The following is a 16,676-nucleotide window of genomic DNA, read 5'->3' as shown; positions in this document are numbered from 1 at the left end:
TGACGAAAATTAAAGTTGGAAAAGCTCGGTCTGATCGTTGAGCATGCACCAAATCATGCCTAGCATCTATCTATCCCCCCCAGACATAAGCGCCCGCGACCACGCGAGTGTTGATGCCGTGTTAACCTCAAACTGGGTGGCTCCAGTAGGGCCCGCATTAGATGCTTTCGAAGCAGCTGTCGCAACACGCGCACAGCGTAAGTACGCCGTTGCCCTCAATTCTGGCACCGCTGCACTACACTTGGCGCTTCAGATCCTAGGCATCAACAGCGGCGATGCAGTGGTTTGTCCCACCCTCACTTTTGCTGCAAGTGCGAATCCGATCTGCTATCTCGGAGCAGAGCCTATCTTTATCGACAGCGAACGACGCACCTGGAACATGGACCCCGAGCTACTGGAAGAAGCTCTAAAGACGCACGACAATATTAAAGCTGTAATCGTTGTTCACTTATATGGTCAATGCGCGGAGATGGATCACATTCTGGAACTCTGCGCCCGATATGAAGTGCCAGTGATAGAAGATGCCGCCGAAGCCCTGGGCGCGAGCTATCGCGGACGCCCGGCAGGTTCAATGGGCACATTTTCCTTCTTCTCATTTAATGGGAACAAGATCATAACAACCTCAGGTGGTGGCATGCTGCTTGCCAATGAGCGCGATCAGATCGAACGCGCACGCTACTTGGCAACTCAAGCCCGAGAACCTGTCGCGCATTATGAACACAAAGCGATTGGCTACAACTACCGCATGAGCAATCTACTGGCGGGCCTCGGCAATAGCCAGTTAACTGACCTGGATCGCCGCATCACCACACGCAAAGCACACTTCGATGCCTACCAGCGTGCACTCGGTAATATACCCGGCATTGACTTCATGCCCATAGCCGAAACCAATGCAGCCAACTACTGGCTGACTTGCCTCACAGTGGACCCGGTGATCAGCGGAAGTTCGCGCGACAGTATACTCGCAGCTCTGGCACAGGCCGACATAGAAGCTCGCCCACTTTGGAAACCACTCCACTTACAACCAATTTTTCAGAATGCGAAGTGCTTCGGTGGGGCATTGGCAACACAGCTCTTTGACCGCGGGCTATGCCTGCCGAGTGGCTCCAACATGAGCGACGATCAACGACAATTGGTGATCGATACGATACGATACGAATGGCTCTAGAAAAGGAGATTTCTCAATCATGAGTCGCAATAGATTAGTTCGGTATTTAAATTTAAGGTCCCTGGCGCTCATATTATTTTACTCAATAATTTCGCTCGCTAGTTATTGGGCGGCCTATGAATTACGCTTCGATTTCAATGTACCCGAAAATCACGGCGTGGATCGTATCAATACCCTAACTTGGGTCGTGGGCCTTCAACTCATGTTATTGATCGCCAGTGGTCAGTTCAACTCGATCTTATCTTACTTCCGCCTACCTGACGCTCTTAGACTCTTTAGCGGCCTCTTTGCCAATGCTCTGATCTTGATTTCGATGTGGTATATTTACAAAGGACAGAACGTACCACCACGCGCCGTCATCCTCACCTACTTCTTGATTAGCTTTCTAGCGTTTGCCTCTTTTCGTGTGTTAATGCGAGTGAAATCCAGCCGTGGCATTGAAGATTGGCTCACAATGGACAGCGCCGAGAATGTCATCATCATCGGCGCCGGAGAAATTGGTGCAGGACTCTGCTCCGACCTGATGAATAAGACCCGCCTCGGCATGCGGCCGGTCGCATTTCTTGACGACGACCTCAAGAAAGTCGGTCGTTATGTGCATGGAGTGCTCGTAGCCGACACTGTCGACGAAATTTCTACTGTAGCCAAGCTTTACAGCGCGACGAAGGCTGTAATCGCATTCCCATCAGCCTCAGTCAAACGTATGCGCCAAGTCGCCGAACTCGCGCGTAATGCTGGACTCGCGGTAGACACGGTCCCCGCACTCACCGATCTAGTCAGTGGACGTGCCGAGCTCTCGCAATTGCGGCCAATTCAACTAGAAGATTTGCTCGGCCGCGACACCGTCGACCTGAACTCTGACGACATCCGTAACATGCTAGCGGGCAAACGCGTCTTAGTCACTGGTGCCGGTGGTAGTATTGGCAGCGAACTCGTAGCGCAAATTTTAAGCTATGCCCCCGCCGAATTACTCTGTATCGACCAAGCGGAAATCGCCATCTTCGACCTACAGCAAAATGTCCTCAAATCCGCGGCAGCACCTACAACTAAGATCATAACACGGGTAATCGACATCCTCAATGAGGCCCAGTTAGTCCATATATTTAACCAACATCGCCCCGAAGTCATTTTCCACGCGGCAGCCCATAAGCACGTCAATCTGATGGAAGACCAGCCTGTCGAGGCTCTGCACAATAATTTCATAGCCACCAAACAATTGGCGCGTATCGCCAGCCAACATTCCGTCGAACGCCTCATCTTAATCTCATCTGACAAAGCAATTAACCCAACCAGTGTCATGGGAGTCAGCAAACGACTCGCCGAACTTGCTCTAGGGGCGCAACAATCAGCCTCCGGCAATCAGACTAAGTTCATGGCGGTTCGCTTTGGCAACGTGCTAGGATCTTCCGGCAGCGTCATTCCCATTTTCCGCAAACAAATCGCCGCAGGTGGGCCCATCACCGTCACCGACCCAGATGTCACTCGCTTCTTCATGACAGTTGAAGAAGCCGTCGGCTTAGGACTCCAGTCTGCCACACAAGGCTCTGGTGGAGAAATTTTTGTTCTGGATATGGGGGAATCTGTTAAAATCATCGATGTCGCACGCCAAATGATCGCTTTAAGCGGCTTACGTGAAAACACCGACATCGATATAGAATTCATCGGGCTACAACCCGGCGAAAAACTCTACGAGGAAGTTCAGCACCTCAGCGAAGAATTAAAGGCAACACGCCATGCACGCGTCATGCGCTTTGTCGCACCTCAAAATACAACTTTCGACATCGAACAGCTCTGTTCAGAATTAGAAGCTGTCATGCAGAGATCTGACGTTCGCGAGATCAAACAAGCGATTCAAAAGTACGTCCCCGAATACACACCCTCAGTCTGAAGGAACTGTCTCCAGGATATACCGGCCACGCACTCCTCGGCAGGCCGGATATCGCTTATAGATACTTTTGAGATGAGTCTCTAGACATGCGAAATCAAAGGCTTGGTCGCTGAATGCGATTACCCGGTTCTCGTATCCATCAATACGGTACATCACCGTTTCTGAGTATAACTCTCTCAACCTAGACGATTGAAACAGCGGCATATGCTGAATCTTCTCAGGCTCGATCATATTAAAGATCAAAATGCCACCAGGCTTAAGTAGAGTAACGAGCGCCTCACACCACTCAACATCCATAGGCACACAACGCACAGGAATACCATCCTGCTCAGCGTAGAGATCATCTATAATCACATCATAGACCGCCTCCTCGCCCCCTTCATGCACCCATTCCACAGCATCGCCAGCGATTAAATCACAGCCCTCCGAACATTCAAAGAAACCATCCGCAATCGAAAGATGAATCGGATCTAACTCCACCCCCACAACACGTTTCGGCTGCACCAGTTCACGGATTTGCCGCCCCACCGTTCCAGCACCAAAGCCCAACACCAGCACATCCTGGAGACTCCCGGCCGGGCGATGCAGTGCGGGCAATGTAATCAAATCCCAGATCGAACCCGATAAGGGACGGTTTGGGTTCCATTGCGAGTGATTCACCCCATTACGATATAAGCGAATCGAAGCCCCCGCCGAACGCACCTCATAGTGATTTCCATCGATCACTTGCTGCCAGAGAATAGCCATATCGAACGAATTTAACGTTTCAGTTTACGTTCCACCATGCCATAGGCCTCTTCAGGTACCCAATCGCGCCAAGTCGCATCATTCGACTCGATCTTCTTAATAATCGTCCGCCCCGTATTCGCCAATAAACTCGGATCCCCGACACCGATCGGAACAATACGATCATTCTGCATTAAGTGTCGGTAGAAATACTGCCAATTCTTAGGCGCCTTAAAATTCTCCGCAGTGACCAACTCCATACTGCGAGAATTGTGCCATGGATACACAAACAACTGCACCCGATTCTTAAAAAGTCGTCCAAACGACTCCAAGACCCCACCCGCCAAGTTCGCGGCCCATTTCTCCTTAAATAATTCATTCAGCAAACCAATGCTCAAAATAATCGCAATCGGTTCAGCCGTATAGCGACTCAAGTAGGTCGCAATACGATGAAACTCCGCGCTTCGACTAATTAAGACCGTCTTCCCCAGCGCTTGCAAGGCGTCCGCACGGTCCAAGAAATCCTCATGATCGACCGCGCCCCCATCACGCAGCAGGTTATTCATACTAATTTCGCAGATCTCCAGCGCACGCGATTTCTCCTGCTCACTCATCACCTTGGAAAAAGCCTCACGAGACTGCTGTATCATATCCAAATGCAACTTCAACACAGGACTGAAACTACCACGCAACAAAAGGATCGGCCGTTTATACAACGTATCCGCCGCGGGAACAATCTCCCCCTTCTCATTAAACATCGCCGCATCGGTCAGACCACTTTGCACCAACTGCAAGGCACACAGACGATTGTCCACATAGCGGAAGCCCTCGCCCGAGAAGCGAAGCATATCCACTTCAACGCTATCCTTAGCCACGCCATCCGCCAATGATTCGACAAACTCACTCAAACTATCCCGATGATAAAAAGCCGCATGTATCAAATTCACACCGACCTTCCCCAACGCATCCATTTGATCCGGATTCTTTTCATCCAACAAACGCACATGGATCACAATCTCGCAAGGCTCCGTCTCAGGCTTCAATTGAAAGCGCACCCCCAGCCAACCATGACATTCCCCATTATCCTTATAGCCACGCGCACGCACCGTATTACAAAAAGAGAAGAAAGTCGTGTCCTGACCACGATCCGCCCCCAGACGTTTCTCCAGCAAATCATACTCATAAGTCAGCATAGAGTGCAGACGCGCCTGCGACACATAGCGCGACGCCTTGCCGTAGAGTGCATCACTCATCGTCATATCATAGGCCGAGATGGTTTTAGCCACCGTGCCCGCGCTACCTGAGACACGAAAAAACCAATTCGCGGTTTCCTGCCCTGCCCCAATTTCAGCGAAGACCCCATATTGTAAAGGATCCAAATTGATCGCCAATGCTTTCTCGTAAGTGCTCAACTGCTTTCGTTCCGCCATATGCAGGCATTCAGTAAAAGCCCCCGGAAAGGATGGCAAACCGTATCTCAATTCGTCCCAAAAAAATATTTAAACAAAATGAAAGAAAACCCTTTACAAGGTCCGCAGTTCGACATTTAGTCCCGCCTTTCCTTCGTGATTCAACTGCTCCGAAACACGAATTTAACACTTTATTGCAGGGTGGAGCAGCCCGGTAGCTCGTCAGGCTCATAACCTGAAGGTCCTAGGTTCAAATCCTAGCCCTGCACCCATTTAAAAGCTCTCTAAGTCGCTGACTTAGAGAGCTTTTCAGTTTTATGGATTCCATTAATGTTTGGCTGTTATTTTCACGAAAACAGTCATAAACACTCCTGAACGGATATGAACAGCCAAACAATAGCCAAACATTTTTGTTTGGCTATTCGAGCAGCCAAACAAATCGGAATACTTGCAGAATGGCTGGCCAATCACATGTAGAAAGTCGAACTGTTCGAAATAAGCGCTAAGTGGTTAACAGCTCCGCCGCCCTTTATTAAAGGGATTCCGAGCGTTTCGCCCATTTTCATTGGTCGCATGCGGCACTTCGTGAACGATCACTTTTATTGAAAACGTGCCTCTTAGATTACACGGGACTTAGCCAAAAGGCCGGAAAATCCTGCACGATTACGATCATTTCGATCACCCGATGATCGTAATAGGCTCCCAAAAGATAGCTTCGAGTGCCGCTTCCGAAATATTTGGTTCAATTTTTACGCCGCTACTTTCACCTCCTGTTCTTCATAATGATAGTAGTTCAGCAACCCTCCTAGCCGTTCACTTTTTACGATAAGTCCACTTTGAGACTGCACTTGTGGACTATTTGGAATAGGGATCAGATTATCGAGCCCTTGGTGATTCCGCTCTTGGTGAAAATGCTCATTATATTGCCCGACAGCCCGGCGGAGCGACTTCTCACGAATGAAGATAATGTGGTCAATGCACTCGCGCTTGATGGCTGATACAAAACTCTCGGCATAGCCGTTTTGCTACGGACACCCCACCCTCGTTTGGATAACTTCTACCCCGGCATTCGTCAGTATTTGACGAAACTCCTTGGTGTAGAGCGCATCGTGATCGCAGACGAAGAATCGAGCGGCCTTTAGGCAGCCATCATAACTGTCAGTCATGTTACGGGCCAGTTGCGACATCACCGCCCCATTGACTTGGCAGCCGATGTGAACGATCTCAACCTGACGCTTCGCCAAGTTCATTACAAAGAATACGTAATAACGAACCAGCCCTCGTAGAGTCCACACTTCCACCGTGAAAAAATCTGCGACGGACATCACATCCATTTGAGATCGCACGAAGGTCTTCCAATTCGATTGCTTACCCCGCTCTGGCGACGGAATGATGCCTTTAGCTCTGAGAATATTCCCAACCGTCGTCATACTCACTTTGTAGCCGAGATTTGACAGAGCACCTTGGATACGTCCATAGCCCCAGCCCATATTTTCCTCCGCTAATTTCACAAAGGGCTCCCGGATCACCTCCATACACTCCTGACGATCAGTTCTCACCACGCGCTTACCCGTATATTTGAGGGCTATTAACTTCCGGTGCCATCCGAGGATTGTTTCCGCTCGAACCAAAGTCGCGTATTTCTGCAACTGAGCCCACCCCATGGCCTTACCTCGCTTCGCCAGATTACGCCGCTGATGATTGTCCAAACGCAGCTTCTTACCAGTCGATTCGAACTGCTGTTTCAAGATTTGGTTCTCCTCCAGAAGATATTGCTGTGCTTGTCGCTATCGCTCGGTAGCGATCACCTTCTGCTGTTTACGGTTCACTTGTCTCGGCGTAGCTTCAGCGAAGACGGATCCAACACGCCAAAACCACTAATACCGAGGCGAAGCCGACACTCGAAGACAATATCTGGACTTGTTTATTCAAGCGCACGAAGTTCAGAAATTGAGAAAAGGCCGTCAAGGCGCATCAACATTGAAGTGATCGTATAAGTGAAGGGGCCAGGGCAGGTTCCAGGAAGCCATTCTATCGCAAGTTCAACTACAGCGGGTTCAACTTCCCGACCTTTTCAATTTTAAAAGACGATTTTCACCAGATCCGGTAGCTTAGTTTCCATCGACTTTGGCAACACCAGATGCAGTGCCTGCTCACGATAATCAAAATCTATCGGCTCACCGGTTCGCAGCAGTGTCACGGATTTGGGCTCCGTCACATCCGAAATGAAGATCACACGATCTTCGTTCGGCAACGAGTAGTAGATATTCCCGCGCTTGGTGGTATAATTCTGTGTTTTATCCAGAGTCGGCAAGGGAACGTCTTGATCGACATCATAGGTGGCTTCGCGGGAATGCGCCATCCAAGCCGCCATTTCATCACACACCTCATAGAACCAATCCATCATTTCACCGTCTCCGCGAGGCGGCACATTGACCAACAGATTACCACCCAGCGAACGTCAGCGAATGAGTTCTGTCAGCAAAGTGTTGGTATCCCAGTGATTCGTTTCACACTCGATGCCGTAGTGCCAGTTGGGCGTGAAGGACTTCTCCGACTTCTGGCAAGATTCCCACCACCAGCCGGCCTCGTTGGTAACTTTGACATTGTTGCTCGAACCTTGGTGCTCCCCCTCAGGGGTCGCGATATTGCCACGTGCGACAAAGATATTCGGCTGCAGCGGTTGCAGCTCTTCCTCGCTCACCGAGACGCTGCCATCCCACCAAATCACATCGATCTGACCATACTTTGTCATCAACTCATTCACCTACCCGATCGACTCTGCATTCTCCTCGAGTCCCGAGGTCGCTATCAAGGGCGTAAGCTTGGGAGTCTTCCCCACCCGCTCATGCTTGTAGTTGATCTGGTAGTCCTTCTTCGCAGGATGCATAAATTCTCGATTCTTATAGTCGTAGTGCCAATTGGGGCCCGAATAGTAGAATCCGACCTTCATGTCGTTTGCGCGCGAAGCATCGCCGTAGTCTTTGACTAAATCACGTCCGCCCATCAGGTCGCCGGTATCCCAAGTGCCGTAGTCGCTCGGCCACAGCGCGTAGCCATCATGGTGACGCGTGGTCAACACTGAGTAGCCAAAACCTGCCTTGCTTGCTGCGGCCAACCATTTTTGCGGGTTGTAATTCTCGGGGTTCCACGTCTCCGCGACGGCAAACATCTCCTCGGGCTTTTGCATGAAACGGCCAGTCTTCGCTTTTTGTTCCGACCAAACCATCGCCCAGGCATCGCCCGTATCTGGGTTGGCGCTGGTAGGCCCCCAATGCAGAAAGAGTCCCAAGCCTGACTTACGGAACCACGCCCACTCCGGATGATCCTCGGCATCAATCACCCGCTTCGCAGTCAGTTTATGATGCAAGTGTTCCTTCGCCCAAGAACGGAGCTCCTCCGGGCTCTTGCCCTCCCAATGCTTCTGCCCATCGCCCGCATGCTGCTGCGCCTGTGCCAATTCAAAGGGGTCTTCGGCTAGATCCCCTTCAGCACTCAAAAATGAGGCGACACAAAAAGCAGAAGCAAACAAAGTAAGGCCGAAACCACTTCGATAGACGGGGACATTGAATTTAAACATGCTACAATTTCTTTGATTTATAAAAGCGTCATTCAGAACGATTGCTGAGGTAGTGAGATCAGTTATTTTGAGTTTTGTGACTAGCTCCGCAAACTATTTACATGCTTGTCTGCTGAATCCTTCACCGTTTTCCCATAATCCTTGATATAGAGCGATACGGTCGAAGGATATTGCTCGGGCAGTTGTGAATAGGCCTTCCATGCAGCATCATTATGCTTGATGCTGATCACGAGATTCGGATGTGACTCCACCGCATCACTGACCTCTTGGTAGTGCTTCGCTTGAACATCAAAGGCACGCCAGGAGCGAAAGATCAACTGCTTGTCACGCTTCACGCAGATCTCCTTACGCATTATTTGCATCAGCGGAGTGATGGTCTTTTCCGGATTCGATTTATCATTAATATGCCCCTAGTAATAAAGCGCATCATTCAAATGGGTCTCACCAATACGCACCACCAAACCATCAAAGTCCGGGAACTGCTCGATGGCAGTCGTATCCGTCATTTTGACTTCAAGGCACCATAGTAACAATTGTATTTTAGTTTTCATCATTTCTAATTCTATGAATTTGCCTTCCCGCGCTTTTTTTGGGAAAGCGCTATGGATGCATGACCTTCAGCCTTCCAAATAGCTTCTCACCGACTGCGACAAATCTACTGATAATTAGCACAGAACAGGCGATGTTTACAATAAGCGTATCAAACACCTCTATACAGTGTTAACGCTGACTTAGCACGATCTCGCGTAGCAACATCAATCCCAGATCGTATTCACTCGCCTTGGGCGTTATTTCAAGCGCTTTCACAGTAACGGTGTAACGCCCAGGCTGGTCGAATTCAACTTGCCCCATGTTGTCCAATTTGAATGCGGCCGCAAACGGACTCTGTCGACCTTTGAGCTTGCCTTTCAAGGTTGGTGCGACCTCCTGTTCAAAGGACTGTCCATTCACCTCGATCACGAATTTTCCGCTCGACATCCAACTGCTGTAATTGACTTTCAAGTCATAGGAACCTGGCTGATCGACAACGATTTCCCATTCAGCCCAATCGGATGGATTGGTCCAGCCTTTCAGATTTTCGCGCTGACCACCCGCTCCGGCGCCCAGCGAAAAATGAAGGTCATCGCCATGGATTTTAGCAAATGCGGATGAAAGAAAGTAGTCCCCCACCTTCATTTTGGCATTACCTTGCTGCGGACGTAGTGGAGCGGTCAATGGACGTAGAGCATTGTCCACAACCGGCGCACCATCGAGTTCTACCTTAAGAACACTCATCAATGAATCCACTGGGGCATTCGGCACAGTGACAGCCACAGCTCCGTCTGATAGCTTGAAGGACACGTGCGAGCCGGCGAAATCGCCGAGATATGACATCGTCTTGATCTTTGTGTCCAAACCGGGAATCAATAGCTGCCCATCACTAGGCCAGTCAGCGATGAAGTAATAGAGGGTATTTCCACGACGAGTGCAATTCCCCCAGTCCAACAAATAATGTGGGCCACGCTCAGTTGCATAAACGGCTTCGCCATATTGCTTCAACCACTCACCCAACGGTTTGAGCTTTGCAACACTTTGGGGCGGTAACAAACCTTCAGGCGTTGGCCCCATATTCATTAACAAATTACCACCACGCGACACGGCATCCACCAAGTTGCGTAGCGCCCAATCCAAAGACTGCGAAGTATCCTTACCTGCCCAGAACCACTTTCCGTCAAACCGAATGCAACTTTCCCATAAGCGATCATCAATGTTATCGCCAATGTATGGGACGAAATTTTCAGACGAGCTGTAATCGCCATCACCGCGACGTCGCTGCCCAATACGATCTACAAACAAAATATTAGGCTGTAAGTCTCGAACAAGATCACGGTATTCTGAAGCGCGCTCATAGGACCAAGTATTCACCCACTCGCCGTCCATCCATAACGTCACAATCGGACCATAATTCGTAAGCAATTCCGTAGTCTGATCGATCATGTATTGATGATACTCCGCATAATCGGAGCTACCAATATCCTTGGTATATGCAGGATGTGCAATGTCCCAAACCGAATAATAGAAGCCCAGAAGCATATCGTATTTGGCACACGCATCCGCCAATTCCTTCATCGGATCACGACCAAAGGGTGTCGCATCAATGATATCTTGGTCCGTGTATTTTGAATCAAACATACAGAAGCCTGCATGGTGTTTCGTGGTGATCACTATATACTGAAAGCCCAGCTCCTTGGCGGTAAGCACCCACTCCTCCGCATCGAACTCGATGGGGTTGAATTGACTCAACAAGTCACCTTTCAACTTAAATTCACCCCCACCGCCTTGTGGCCCCCAGTGCAGAAACAATCCAAAGCGTGCATCCTTCCACGGTTGCACACGCTTGAGGCGGGCAGCTTCAGATTCGCCCGAAAAACCAGCAACCTCGGGTTCGCCCGCCATGAATTGGGCGAACCACGGACGGTCTGCTTTGGCACGCGCAGACGCTTCCATGGGATCTGGAACAGCGGACAAGAAGCCCTGTGCCCCAAGGGTTAGGACTAGTATCAGTGTAAGTGTTTTTTTCATAATAATACTTATTAGCTAATTAAGCGCTACGATTAATTCCGTCCCTACCGACGACGAAGCATCACAGAAGCCCGAAACATCCAGCGCGCAGTGCGTAAGAGGACGGCTGCTCAGGGACGGCAGTCAAAGTAAGCCCAGCCATGGTGGCGTGGTTACTTCTTGTAACCGTGATCTCCAAATTGCCAAAGCCGTCTGTAGTCAAACCAGTCAGAGTGCCATAGGCGACAAGGGAATTATCCAATAGCGAAGTGCCGTCCACTTCCTTCATCGCTTTCAGTTTCTTGATAAATCCGGCAACTAAATCAGAAAAAGGTGTCATTTCGTGATGTCTAGAATGAATCAGGATGCCCCATCCCATAGATAAAGAATATTTACTAACACAAAATCCCCTAAGGTTAGTAGTAGAAGTTGCGATCCAGCATCCCCATACCGGAATAAACCTGTTCTTTACCTGTTATAGGATGGAGCAAAATAGATTCAATACATCGGAAAAGAGAACTTACCAGAAGATCGCATAGAGTGCGATGGTTGCGACCACCACGAGTGCACCACAAATTTGAGCCCCCTTGGAAGACTCCAGCACAATGACATCGTTCACTGGCATCTCGACTGGCTTTTCCATCGGTTTGACGAGTGTTAATATCACACCTGCCAAGAGCACAATGAAGAAGCAGATCGCCATACGATCAAGGAAAGCAATTTGCTCGGCATACCACCAGCCATTGGTAACGATCCACGGGCCGATTAACCATTTGAAAGCCCCATAGGAAATCACATTCAAACCGATGCCTACTGCACCAAAATAGCGCGGCGTGCGGGGCGAAAAGAAACCAAAGATAAACACCGCTAGAATCCCGGGAGAAATGAAACCTTGGAACTCTTGGATGTAAGCGAAGATACTCGTAAAGTTATCCAACGCCGGCGCAACCAATGCAGCGAGCAACACGAAGATCACCACAAAACCACGGCCTATTTTAACCAATTTAGCGGGATTCTTTTCTCCCGAAAATTTCGCGTATAAATCCATTGTCGCAATCGTCGAAGCAGAGTTCAGCATCGATGCCAACGAGCTGATCACCGCACCACACAGTGCTGCCAAGACAAACCAAGAGATCATAGGGTAAGGCTTGATCAGGTTTCGAACCAACACAGGGAAGGCACGGTCATAATCATATTCCCCCGTTGCCGCATTCAAAAGATCACCGCTGAACAAGTTGTAAGCGAGTATCCCGGGAATCACGACCAAGAAGGGAATCAGAAGCTTTAAGGCCGCGGCAAACACGATCCCCTTCTGCCCCTCTGCGAGTGATTTAGAGCCCAGCGTGCGTTGCACGATATATTGATTGAGGCCCCAATAAAAGAAATTCGGAATCCAAAGACCAATCAGCAACGCCGTCCATGGGATATCGGAGTCGGTCTTAGGGCGCACCATGTGCACCTTGCCCCCCGTCCCGTTTGGCCCTTCGAGTGCGACGGCTTCCCCCTCAACACCATCGTTCAGCAACATAAAGCGCTCCCAAGCGCTCGCAGTTTCTAAATCAGCAACAGTTGCAGTCGAATTCGCCACCTTTGTTAGAATCAATTCTTCAGCAGGCTTTTCGGACAGGACAGAGAACGCCATATACATCACAATCGCTCCACCAACAATCAGCGCAGAGCCCCAGACGAGATCCGTCCACGCACAGGCCTTCAAACCTCCGACAAACACATAAACCGCCGCGAAAATCGCGATCAACCAACACATGGCCGTCAAACTATTGAGGACTGGAACCGTATTATAATATTCAGAAACAAATTTCGCTCCGGAAAAAATAACCGAAGATGTGGTGACAAAGACCAAAGTCACAATCGCTGGAATCGCCATCGACAAGCGTGCGACACCATCAAATCGATACTGTAAGAATTCAGGAATCGTGTAGAGCCCCGCCTTCAAAAACTTGGGCAAAAACCAGAATGCCACGAAGACCAAGGTCACCGCAGCCATCCACTCATACGAAGCAATCGCCATCCCCAGCCAGTTCGCAGACGAACCTGACATACCAACAAACTGCTCAGTCGAGATATTAGCAGCGATCAATGAAAAACCGACTAACCACCAAGTGAGTCCACGGCCCGCTAGGAAATAATCGGACGCCCCTTGCTCGCCAGAGGTATCCTCGTCACGACTCTTCCAAATTCCAATTGCGATGACGCCCACTACGGCACCAATAAAAAGTATCACTTCAAGTATGTTCATAAGGTTTCTTAAGATATGGTAATTCTACAAAATATATTATTTCCCTAGCGCGACGTAGTTTTTTTCGAACTACACACTTAGTTTAACGGGGTATGCGCGTCGTCCATGAAGCCCTCCATCTTAGTGACGATCTCGGGATACTGCTTGGCGAGATTTTTGGTTTCGCCGATGTCATCTTTTAGATTGTAGAGTTCAATCGATTTTAAACCACCACCATTTTTGGATTTAGACGTCTGGACGACCTTCCAGTCCCCATAACGAAGCGAGCGAGAATGATACGGCTTGGCATCTCCCATGATGAATTCGTGGTAGATGTATTTGTGCTGCGGTTGTTCACCTTTCCCCAAAAGAGTCGGCACGATGGAGATACCGTCAGTTTGCTCGGGGATCGGTTGGCCAATCAGATCTGCCATCGTGGGCACGATGTCCCAGAAGGCACTGAGGTGCTCGCTGCGGCTACCCGCTTCGATCTGCCCAGGCCAACGCACCAAAAACGGCGTGCGAATACCGCCCTCATACACATCACGCTTATGCCCACGCAGCGGGCCATTGGAGTCCCAAAATTTCGGATTGTGACCGCCTTCCATATGCGAACCATTGTCACTGGAAAAGATCACGATTGTGTTTTCATCGACTCCGAGTTCAACCAACATGTCGAGCAAGTCGCCAATCTGATTGTCCAAGTTTTCCATCATTGCCGCAAAGCCAGCGATCGGGTTTTGCACCGGGGGGCATTTATCACGAGCCCCCGCGCTATACTTACCAATTTTCCCATCGAACTGTGGATACACCTTGCGCCATTTCTCATGTAATTCCTGTGGAGCGTGCATGGCGGCATGCGGCACTGCAGTCGGGATGTAGCAGAAGAACGGTTTTTCGGAATCAACGCTTTCTTCAATGAAGCCAAAGGCATCTGCCATGATCATATCATGCACAAAGGTCCCGTTCTCCAGCGGGATCTCCTCACCATCACGCACAATGCTACTAGGATAATAGGTGTGGGCAATGCGTTGACTCTTCCACCCGGTGAAATGATCAAAGCCGTGTGTCAATGGATTCTGAGCGCCTTCGAGATGTGTCTCTCCTAAGCCCCACTTGCCATACGCACCCGTTGCATAACCCGCATTCTTAAATAAACGCGGCAGCGTCACCATCTCAGGATCGAGCGCGAAGCCATTCTCGTCCCCATTACCACGGCAATGCACGTGTCCTGGGTGTTGCCCGGTCATCAACACCGCACGCGAGGGCGAGCATACAGTATTCCCCGAGTAATGATCGCTAAACAGCATGCCTTCATCCGCCAAGCGGTCGATGTTCGGCGTCTTCAACTTCTGCTGCCCATAGCAACCGAGATCCCCGATGCCTAAATCATCGGCAAGAATGTAGATCACATTGGGCGGTTTCGCTACAGTCGCCGCCGGCAACGTGTTGGCGCACGTCAATGTCATCACAATGAACAGTGCGAATGAAAAGATGCCAATTCTGTTAAGTTCGGTATGCATATCATTCATTTCAAAAATGGTTCAATCGAAGCGGCCACTTGCTCGCCTAAGGCCTGATAGCCCTCCTTAGAAAAATGGACATCGCCGGGCCTCTTAAAGTGTCTGGTGAGCGTCAACGAAACCGCATGCAAATCATCAATTGGTATCCCATGATGTAGCATGATTTCAGCAGCAGCTTCATTGTAACGAACTTCATCGCCGACGAAACGCCCCGCTTCTTCTTCGGGCACAAGGGTCGTCGAAGCCCAAACAAGTTGAGCCCCCGTTTGTTTAAGACGTATGACTAGCTGCTCTAGATTCTTCGTATACTCAGCCAGCGGAACCGCTTGCGTGCCGTTCACCTTATCACGATTTCCATAAACTTTCGCGTCAGGGTGTCGGTAGCACAGATCGTGCAGGCCCCAATTAAAGTGAATCACATCCCACTCGGTATCCCCGAGCCATCGATCTAACTTTACCAGCCCCCGATTCGTGTCGCCAGCATTTTCGCGAATGCGCGTCACATTTGCCACGCCTTGCAACGCATCGACAACCACTTGAGTGTATCCAACCGAGATCGAATCTCCTATGATGAGCACATTTGGCAGGCCGGAAACTGTTTCGCTTCTGACCTCGAGTCCCTGTAAATCTTCCTCAGGTGTATAGAACGCACTGCTTTCTGGAATGTATCCCTGTGCCTCCATCCAAGATAGAAAATCCTCAGGCCAATGGATGCTATCAGTCCCCGGCACTCCCAAGCCAAACCCATGTTTGCCCTGCTCATAAAGTTTTAATTCAGTAGGCACGCCTACACGCTGCAATGCCTCATGCATGACGACACTGTTTTGGTATTTTACTCCAGGATCATCTTTAGCATGAAACAAAAACGTAGGCGGGGTGTTGGCATCGACATTCACTTCACAAGATAGCTTCCACACTTGACTCGGCGGCAAAGAATTTTTCTTCAAGGAATTGATACAACCATGGGCGATCTTTTTCTTGGTTGAGATCACTGGATACCCCAAACAAACAAAATCAGGACGTGATGAAACTGTGGATACAGCATCCTCTCCAAAAGAGTAGTCAGCATAAAGTGTCGCCGCAGAGGCGGCTAAATGCCCACCAGCAGAGAAGCCCATAATACCCACTTTATTTGCGTCGATGTTATAATCATTACTATGAAAGCGCACCCACTGAATCGCACGAAGCGCATCCGAGAGCGGAACGGGATGCTTAAAGTCTACACCACGAGTCGTGGGTAAGCGATAACGCAGAACAAAAGCTGTGATTCCCTCACGATTTAAACGCTTCGCGATATCTGTCCCCTCATTATCGATCGACAAGATACGATAGCCTCCCCCAGGACAAATCACTACCGCTGCCCCGTTGGGATTCTCCGGGCGAAAGATACTGAGATTGGGATTGTGAATATTGAAAATTCGCTTCGGCGAAGTGGTCTTTACCTTTTCCGCAATACTCCGATCCACGCCCGCTGTTCCCTCCGGCCATAAGGAGACCCGCTCGCTCTCCCCAAGACCTGCACCATTTTGAGCAGTCGCTGATGGAGCGAAACAAACACTAATAAGCGTGATGATAAAACCAAATAAGAATGCTTTCATAGTTTAA

15 protein-coding genes, 1 tRNA gene and 1 pseudogene are annotated in these 16,676 nt (G+C 49.7%); 3 read left to right on the top strand and 14 right to left on the bottom strand.

The window, feature by feature from the left end; translation table 11 throughout:
• The first annotated feature begins 55 nt into the window (after positions 1-55).
• Both SH580_RS21590 and SH580_RS21585 read left to right on the top strand, forming a co-directional pair.
• Positions 56-1,168 carry a DegT/DnrJ/EryC1/StrS family aminotransferase gene (locus SH580_RS21590; protein ID WP_319832878.1) on the top strand — a complete coding sequence of 371 codons (1,113 nt, stop codon included), beginning with the start codon at positions 56-58 and terminating at the stop codon, positions 1,166-1,168.
• Positions 1,169-1,187: 19 nt separating this feature from the next.
• Positions 1,188-3,056 (top strand): polysaccharide biosynthesis protein, encoded by a 1,869-nt coding sequence (locus SH580_RS21585; protein WP_319832877.1) that lies wholly within the window; start codon positions 1,188-1,190, stop codon positions 3,054-3,056.
• Here the strand turns inward: SH580_RS21585 and SH580_RS21580 are convergent.
• Together SH580_RS21580 and SH580_RS21575 are read right to left on the bottom strand one after the other, a co-directional pair.
• Entirely contained in the window at positions 3,048-3,803 is a 756-nt protein-coding gene (locus SH580_RS21580; protein ID WP_319832876.1) for a spermine/spermidine synthase domain-containing protein, read from the bottom strand. The genes SH580_RS21585 and SH580_RS21580 overlap by 9 nt on opposite strands.
• A gap of 11 nt (positions 3,804-3,814) precedes the next feature.
• Positions 3,815-5,212: a TonB-dependent receptor gene (locus SH580_RS21575; protein WP_319832875.1), complete on the bottom strand. Its 1,398-nt coding sequence runs from the start codon at positions 5,210-5,212 to the stop codon at positions 3,815-3,817.
• A gap of 174 nt (positions 5,213-5,386) precedes the next feature.
• Here SH580_RS21575 and SH580_RS21570 point away from each other — a divergent pair.
• Positions 5,387-5,463: transfer RNA gene (locus SH580_RS21570), tRNA-Met, on the top strand.
• A gap of 477 nt (positions 5,464-5,940) precedes the next feature.
• On the opposite strand, the pseudogene SH580_RS22280 reads toward SH580_RS21570, so the two are convergent.
• The 12 genes and pseudogenes from SH580_RS22280 to SH580_RS21515 form a co-directional block, all read right to left on the bottom strand.
• A pseudogene (locus tag SH580_RS22280) lies at positions 5,941-6,204 on the bottom strand (integrase core domain-containing protein); the annotation flags it as partial.
• Between the two features lie 12 nt (positions 6,205-6,216).
• On the bottom strand, positions 6,217-6,939 hold the full coding sequence (locus SH580_RS21565; RefSeq protein ID WP_319832874.1) for a hypothetical protein: 723 nt from the start codon (positions 6,937-6,939) through the stop codon (positions 6,217-6,219).
• A gap of 332 nt (positions 6,940-7,271) precedes the next feature.
• Positions 7,272-7,622 carry a hypothetical protein gene (locus SH580_RS21560; protein WP_345786210.1) on the bottom strand — a complete coding sequence of 117 codons (351 nt, stop codon included), beginning with the start codon at positions 7,620-7,622 and terminating at the stop codon, positions 7,272-7,274.
• Between the two features lie 30 nt (positions 7,623-7,652).
• Positions 7,653-7,946, bottom strand: coding sequence for a hypothetical protein (locus tag SH580_RS21555; protein ID WP_319832873.1), 294 nt, complete (start codon positions 7,944-7,946; stop codon positions 7,653-7,655).
• A 12-nt stretch (positions 7,947-7,958) separates the two neighbouring features.
• Positions 7,959-8,771 (bottom strand): alpha-L-fucosidase, encoded by an 813-nt coding sequence (locus SH580_RS21550; protein WP_319832872.1) that lies wholly within the window; start codon positions 8,769-8,771, stop codon positions 7,959-7,961.
• An 80-nt stretch (positions 8,772-8,851) separates the two neighbouring features.
• Entirely contained in the window at positions 8,852-9,133 is a 282-nt protein-coding gene (locus tag SH580_RS21545) for a hypothetical protein (RefSeq protein ID WP_319832871.1), read from the bottom strand.
• Between the two features lie 48 nt (positions 9,134-9,181).
• On the bottom strand, positions 9,182-9,325 hold the full coding sequence (locus tag SH580_RS21540; protein WP_319832870.1) for a hypothetical protein: 144 nt from the start codon (positions 9,323-9,325) through the stop codon (positions 9,182-9,184).
• 166 nt (positions 9,326-9,491) lie between these two features.
• Positions 9,492-11,333 carry an alpha-L-fucosidase gene (locus tag SH580_RS21535; RefSeq protein ID WP_319832869.1) on the bottom strand — a complete coding sequence of 614 codons (1,842 nt, stop codon included), beginning with the start codon at positions 11,331-11,333 and terminating at the stop codon, positions 9,492-9,494.
• A 61-nt stretch (positions 11,334-11,394) separates the two neighbouring features.
• Positions 11,395-11,652, bottom strand: a complete 258-nt coding sequence (locus SH580_RS21530; RefSeq protein ID WP_319832868.1) for a hypothetical protein — start codon at positions 11,650-11,652, stop codon at positions 11,395-11,397.
• 180 nt (positions 11,653-11,832) lie between these two features.
• Complete coding sequence (locus SH580_RS21525) at positions 11,833-13,569, bottom strand: sodium:solute symporter family transporter (RefSeq protein WP_319832867.1); 1,737 nt, start codon at positions 13,567-13,569, stop codon at positions 11,833-11,835.
• A 77-nt stretch (positions 13,570-13,646) separates the two neighbouring features.
• Entirely contained in the window at positions 13,647-15,017 is a 1,371-nt protein-coding gene (locus tag SH580_RS21520; RefSeq protein WP_319835029.1) for an arylsulfatase, read from the bottom strand.
• 59 nt (positions 15,018-15,076) lie between these two features.
• A complete protein-coding gene (locus tag SH580_RS21515) occupies positions 15,077-16,669 on the bottom strand; it encodes an alpha/beta hydrolase fold domain-containing protein (protein WP_319832866.1) in 1,593 nt (530 codons plus the stop codon).
• Between the last annotated feature and the right edge of the window lie 7 nt (positions 16,670-16,676).

Origin of the sequence: Coraliomargarita algicola, from assembly GCF_033878955.1 — a bacterium.
In the GTDB taxonomy this organism is placed as follows: Bacteria; Verrucomicrobiota; Verrucomicrobiia; order Opitutales; family Coraliomargaritaceae; genus Thalassobacterium; species Thalassobacterium algicola.
This window is presented reverse-complemented; position numbering and strand designations above follow the sequence as displayed.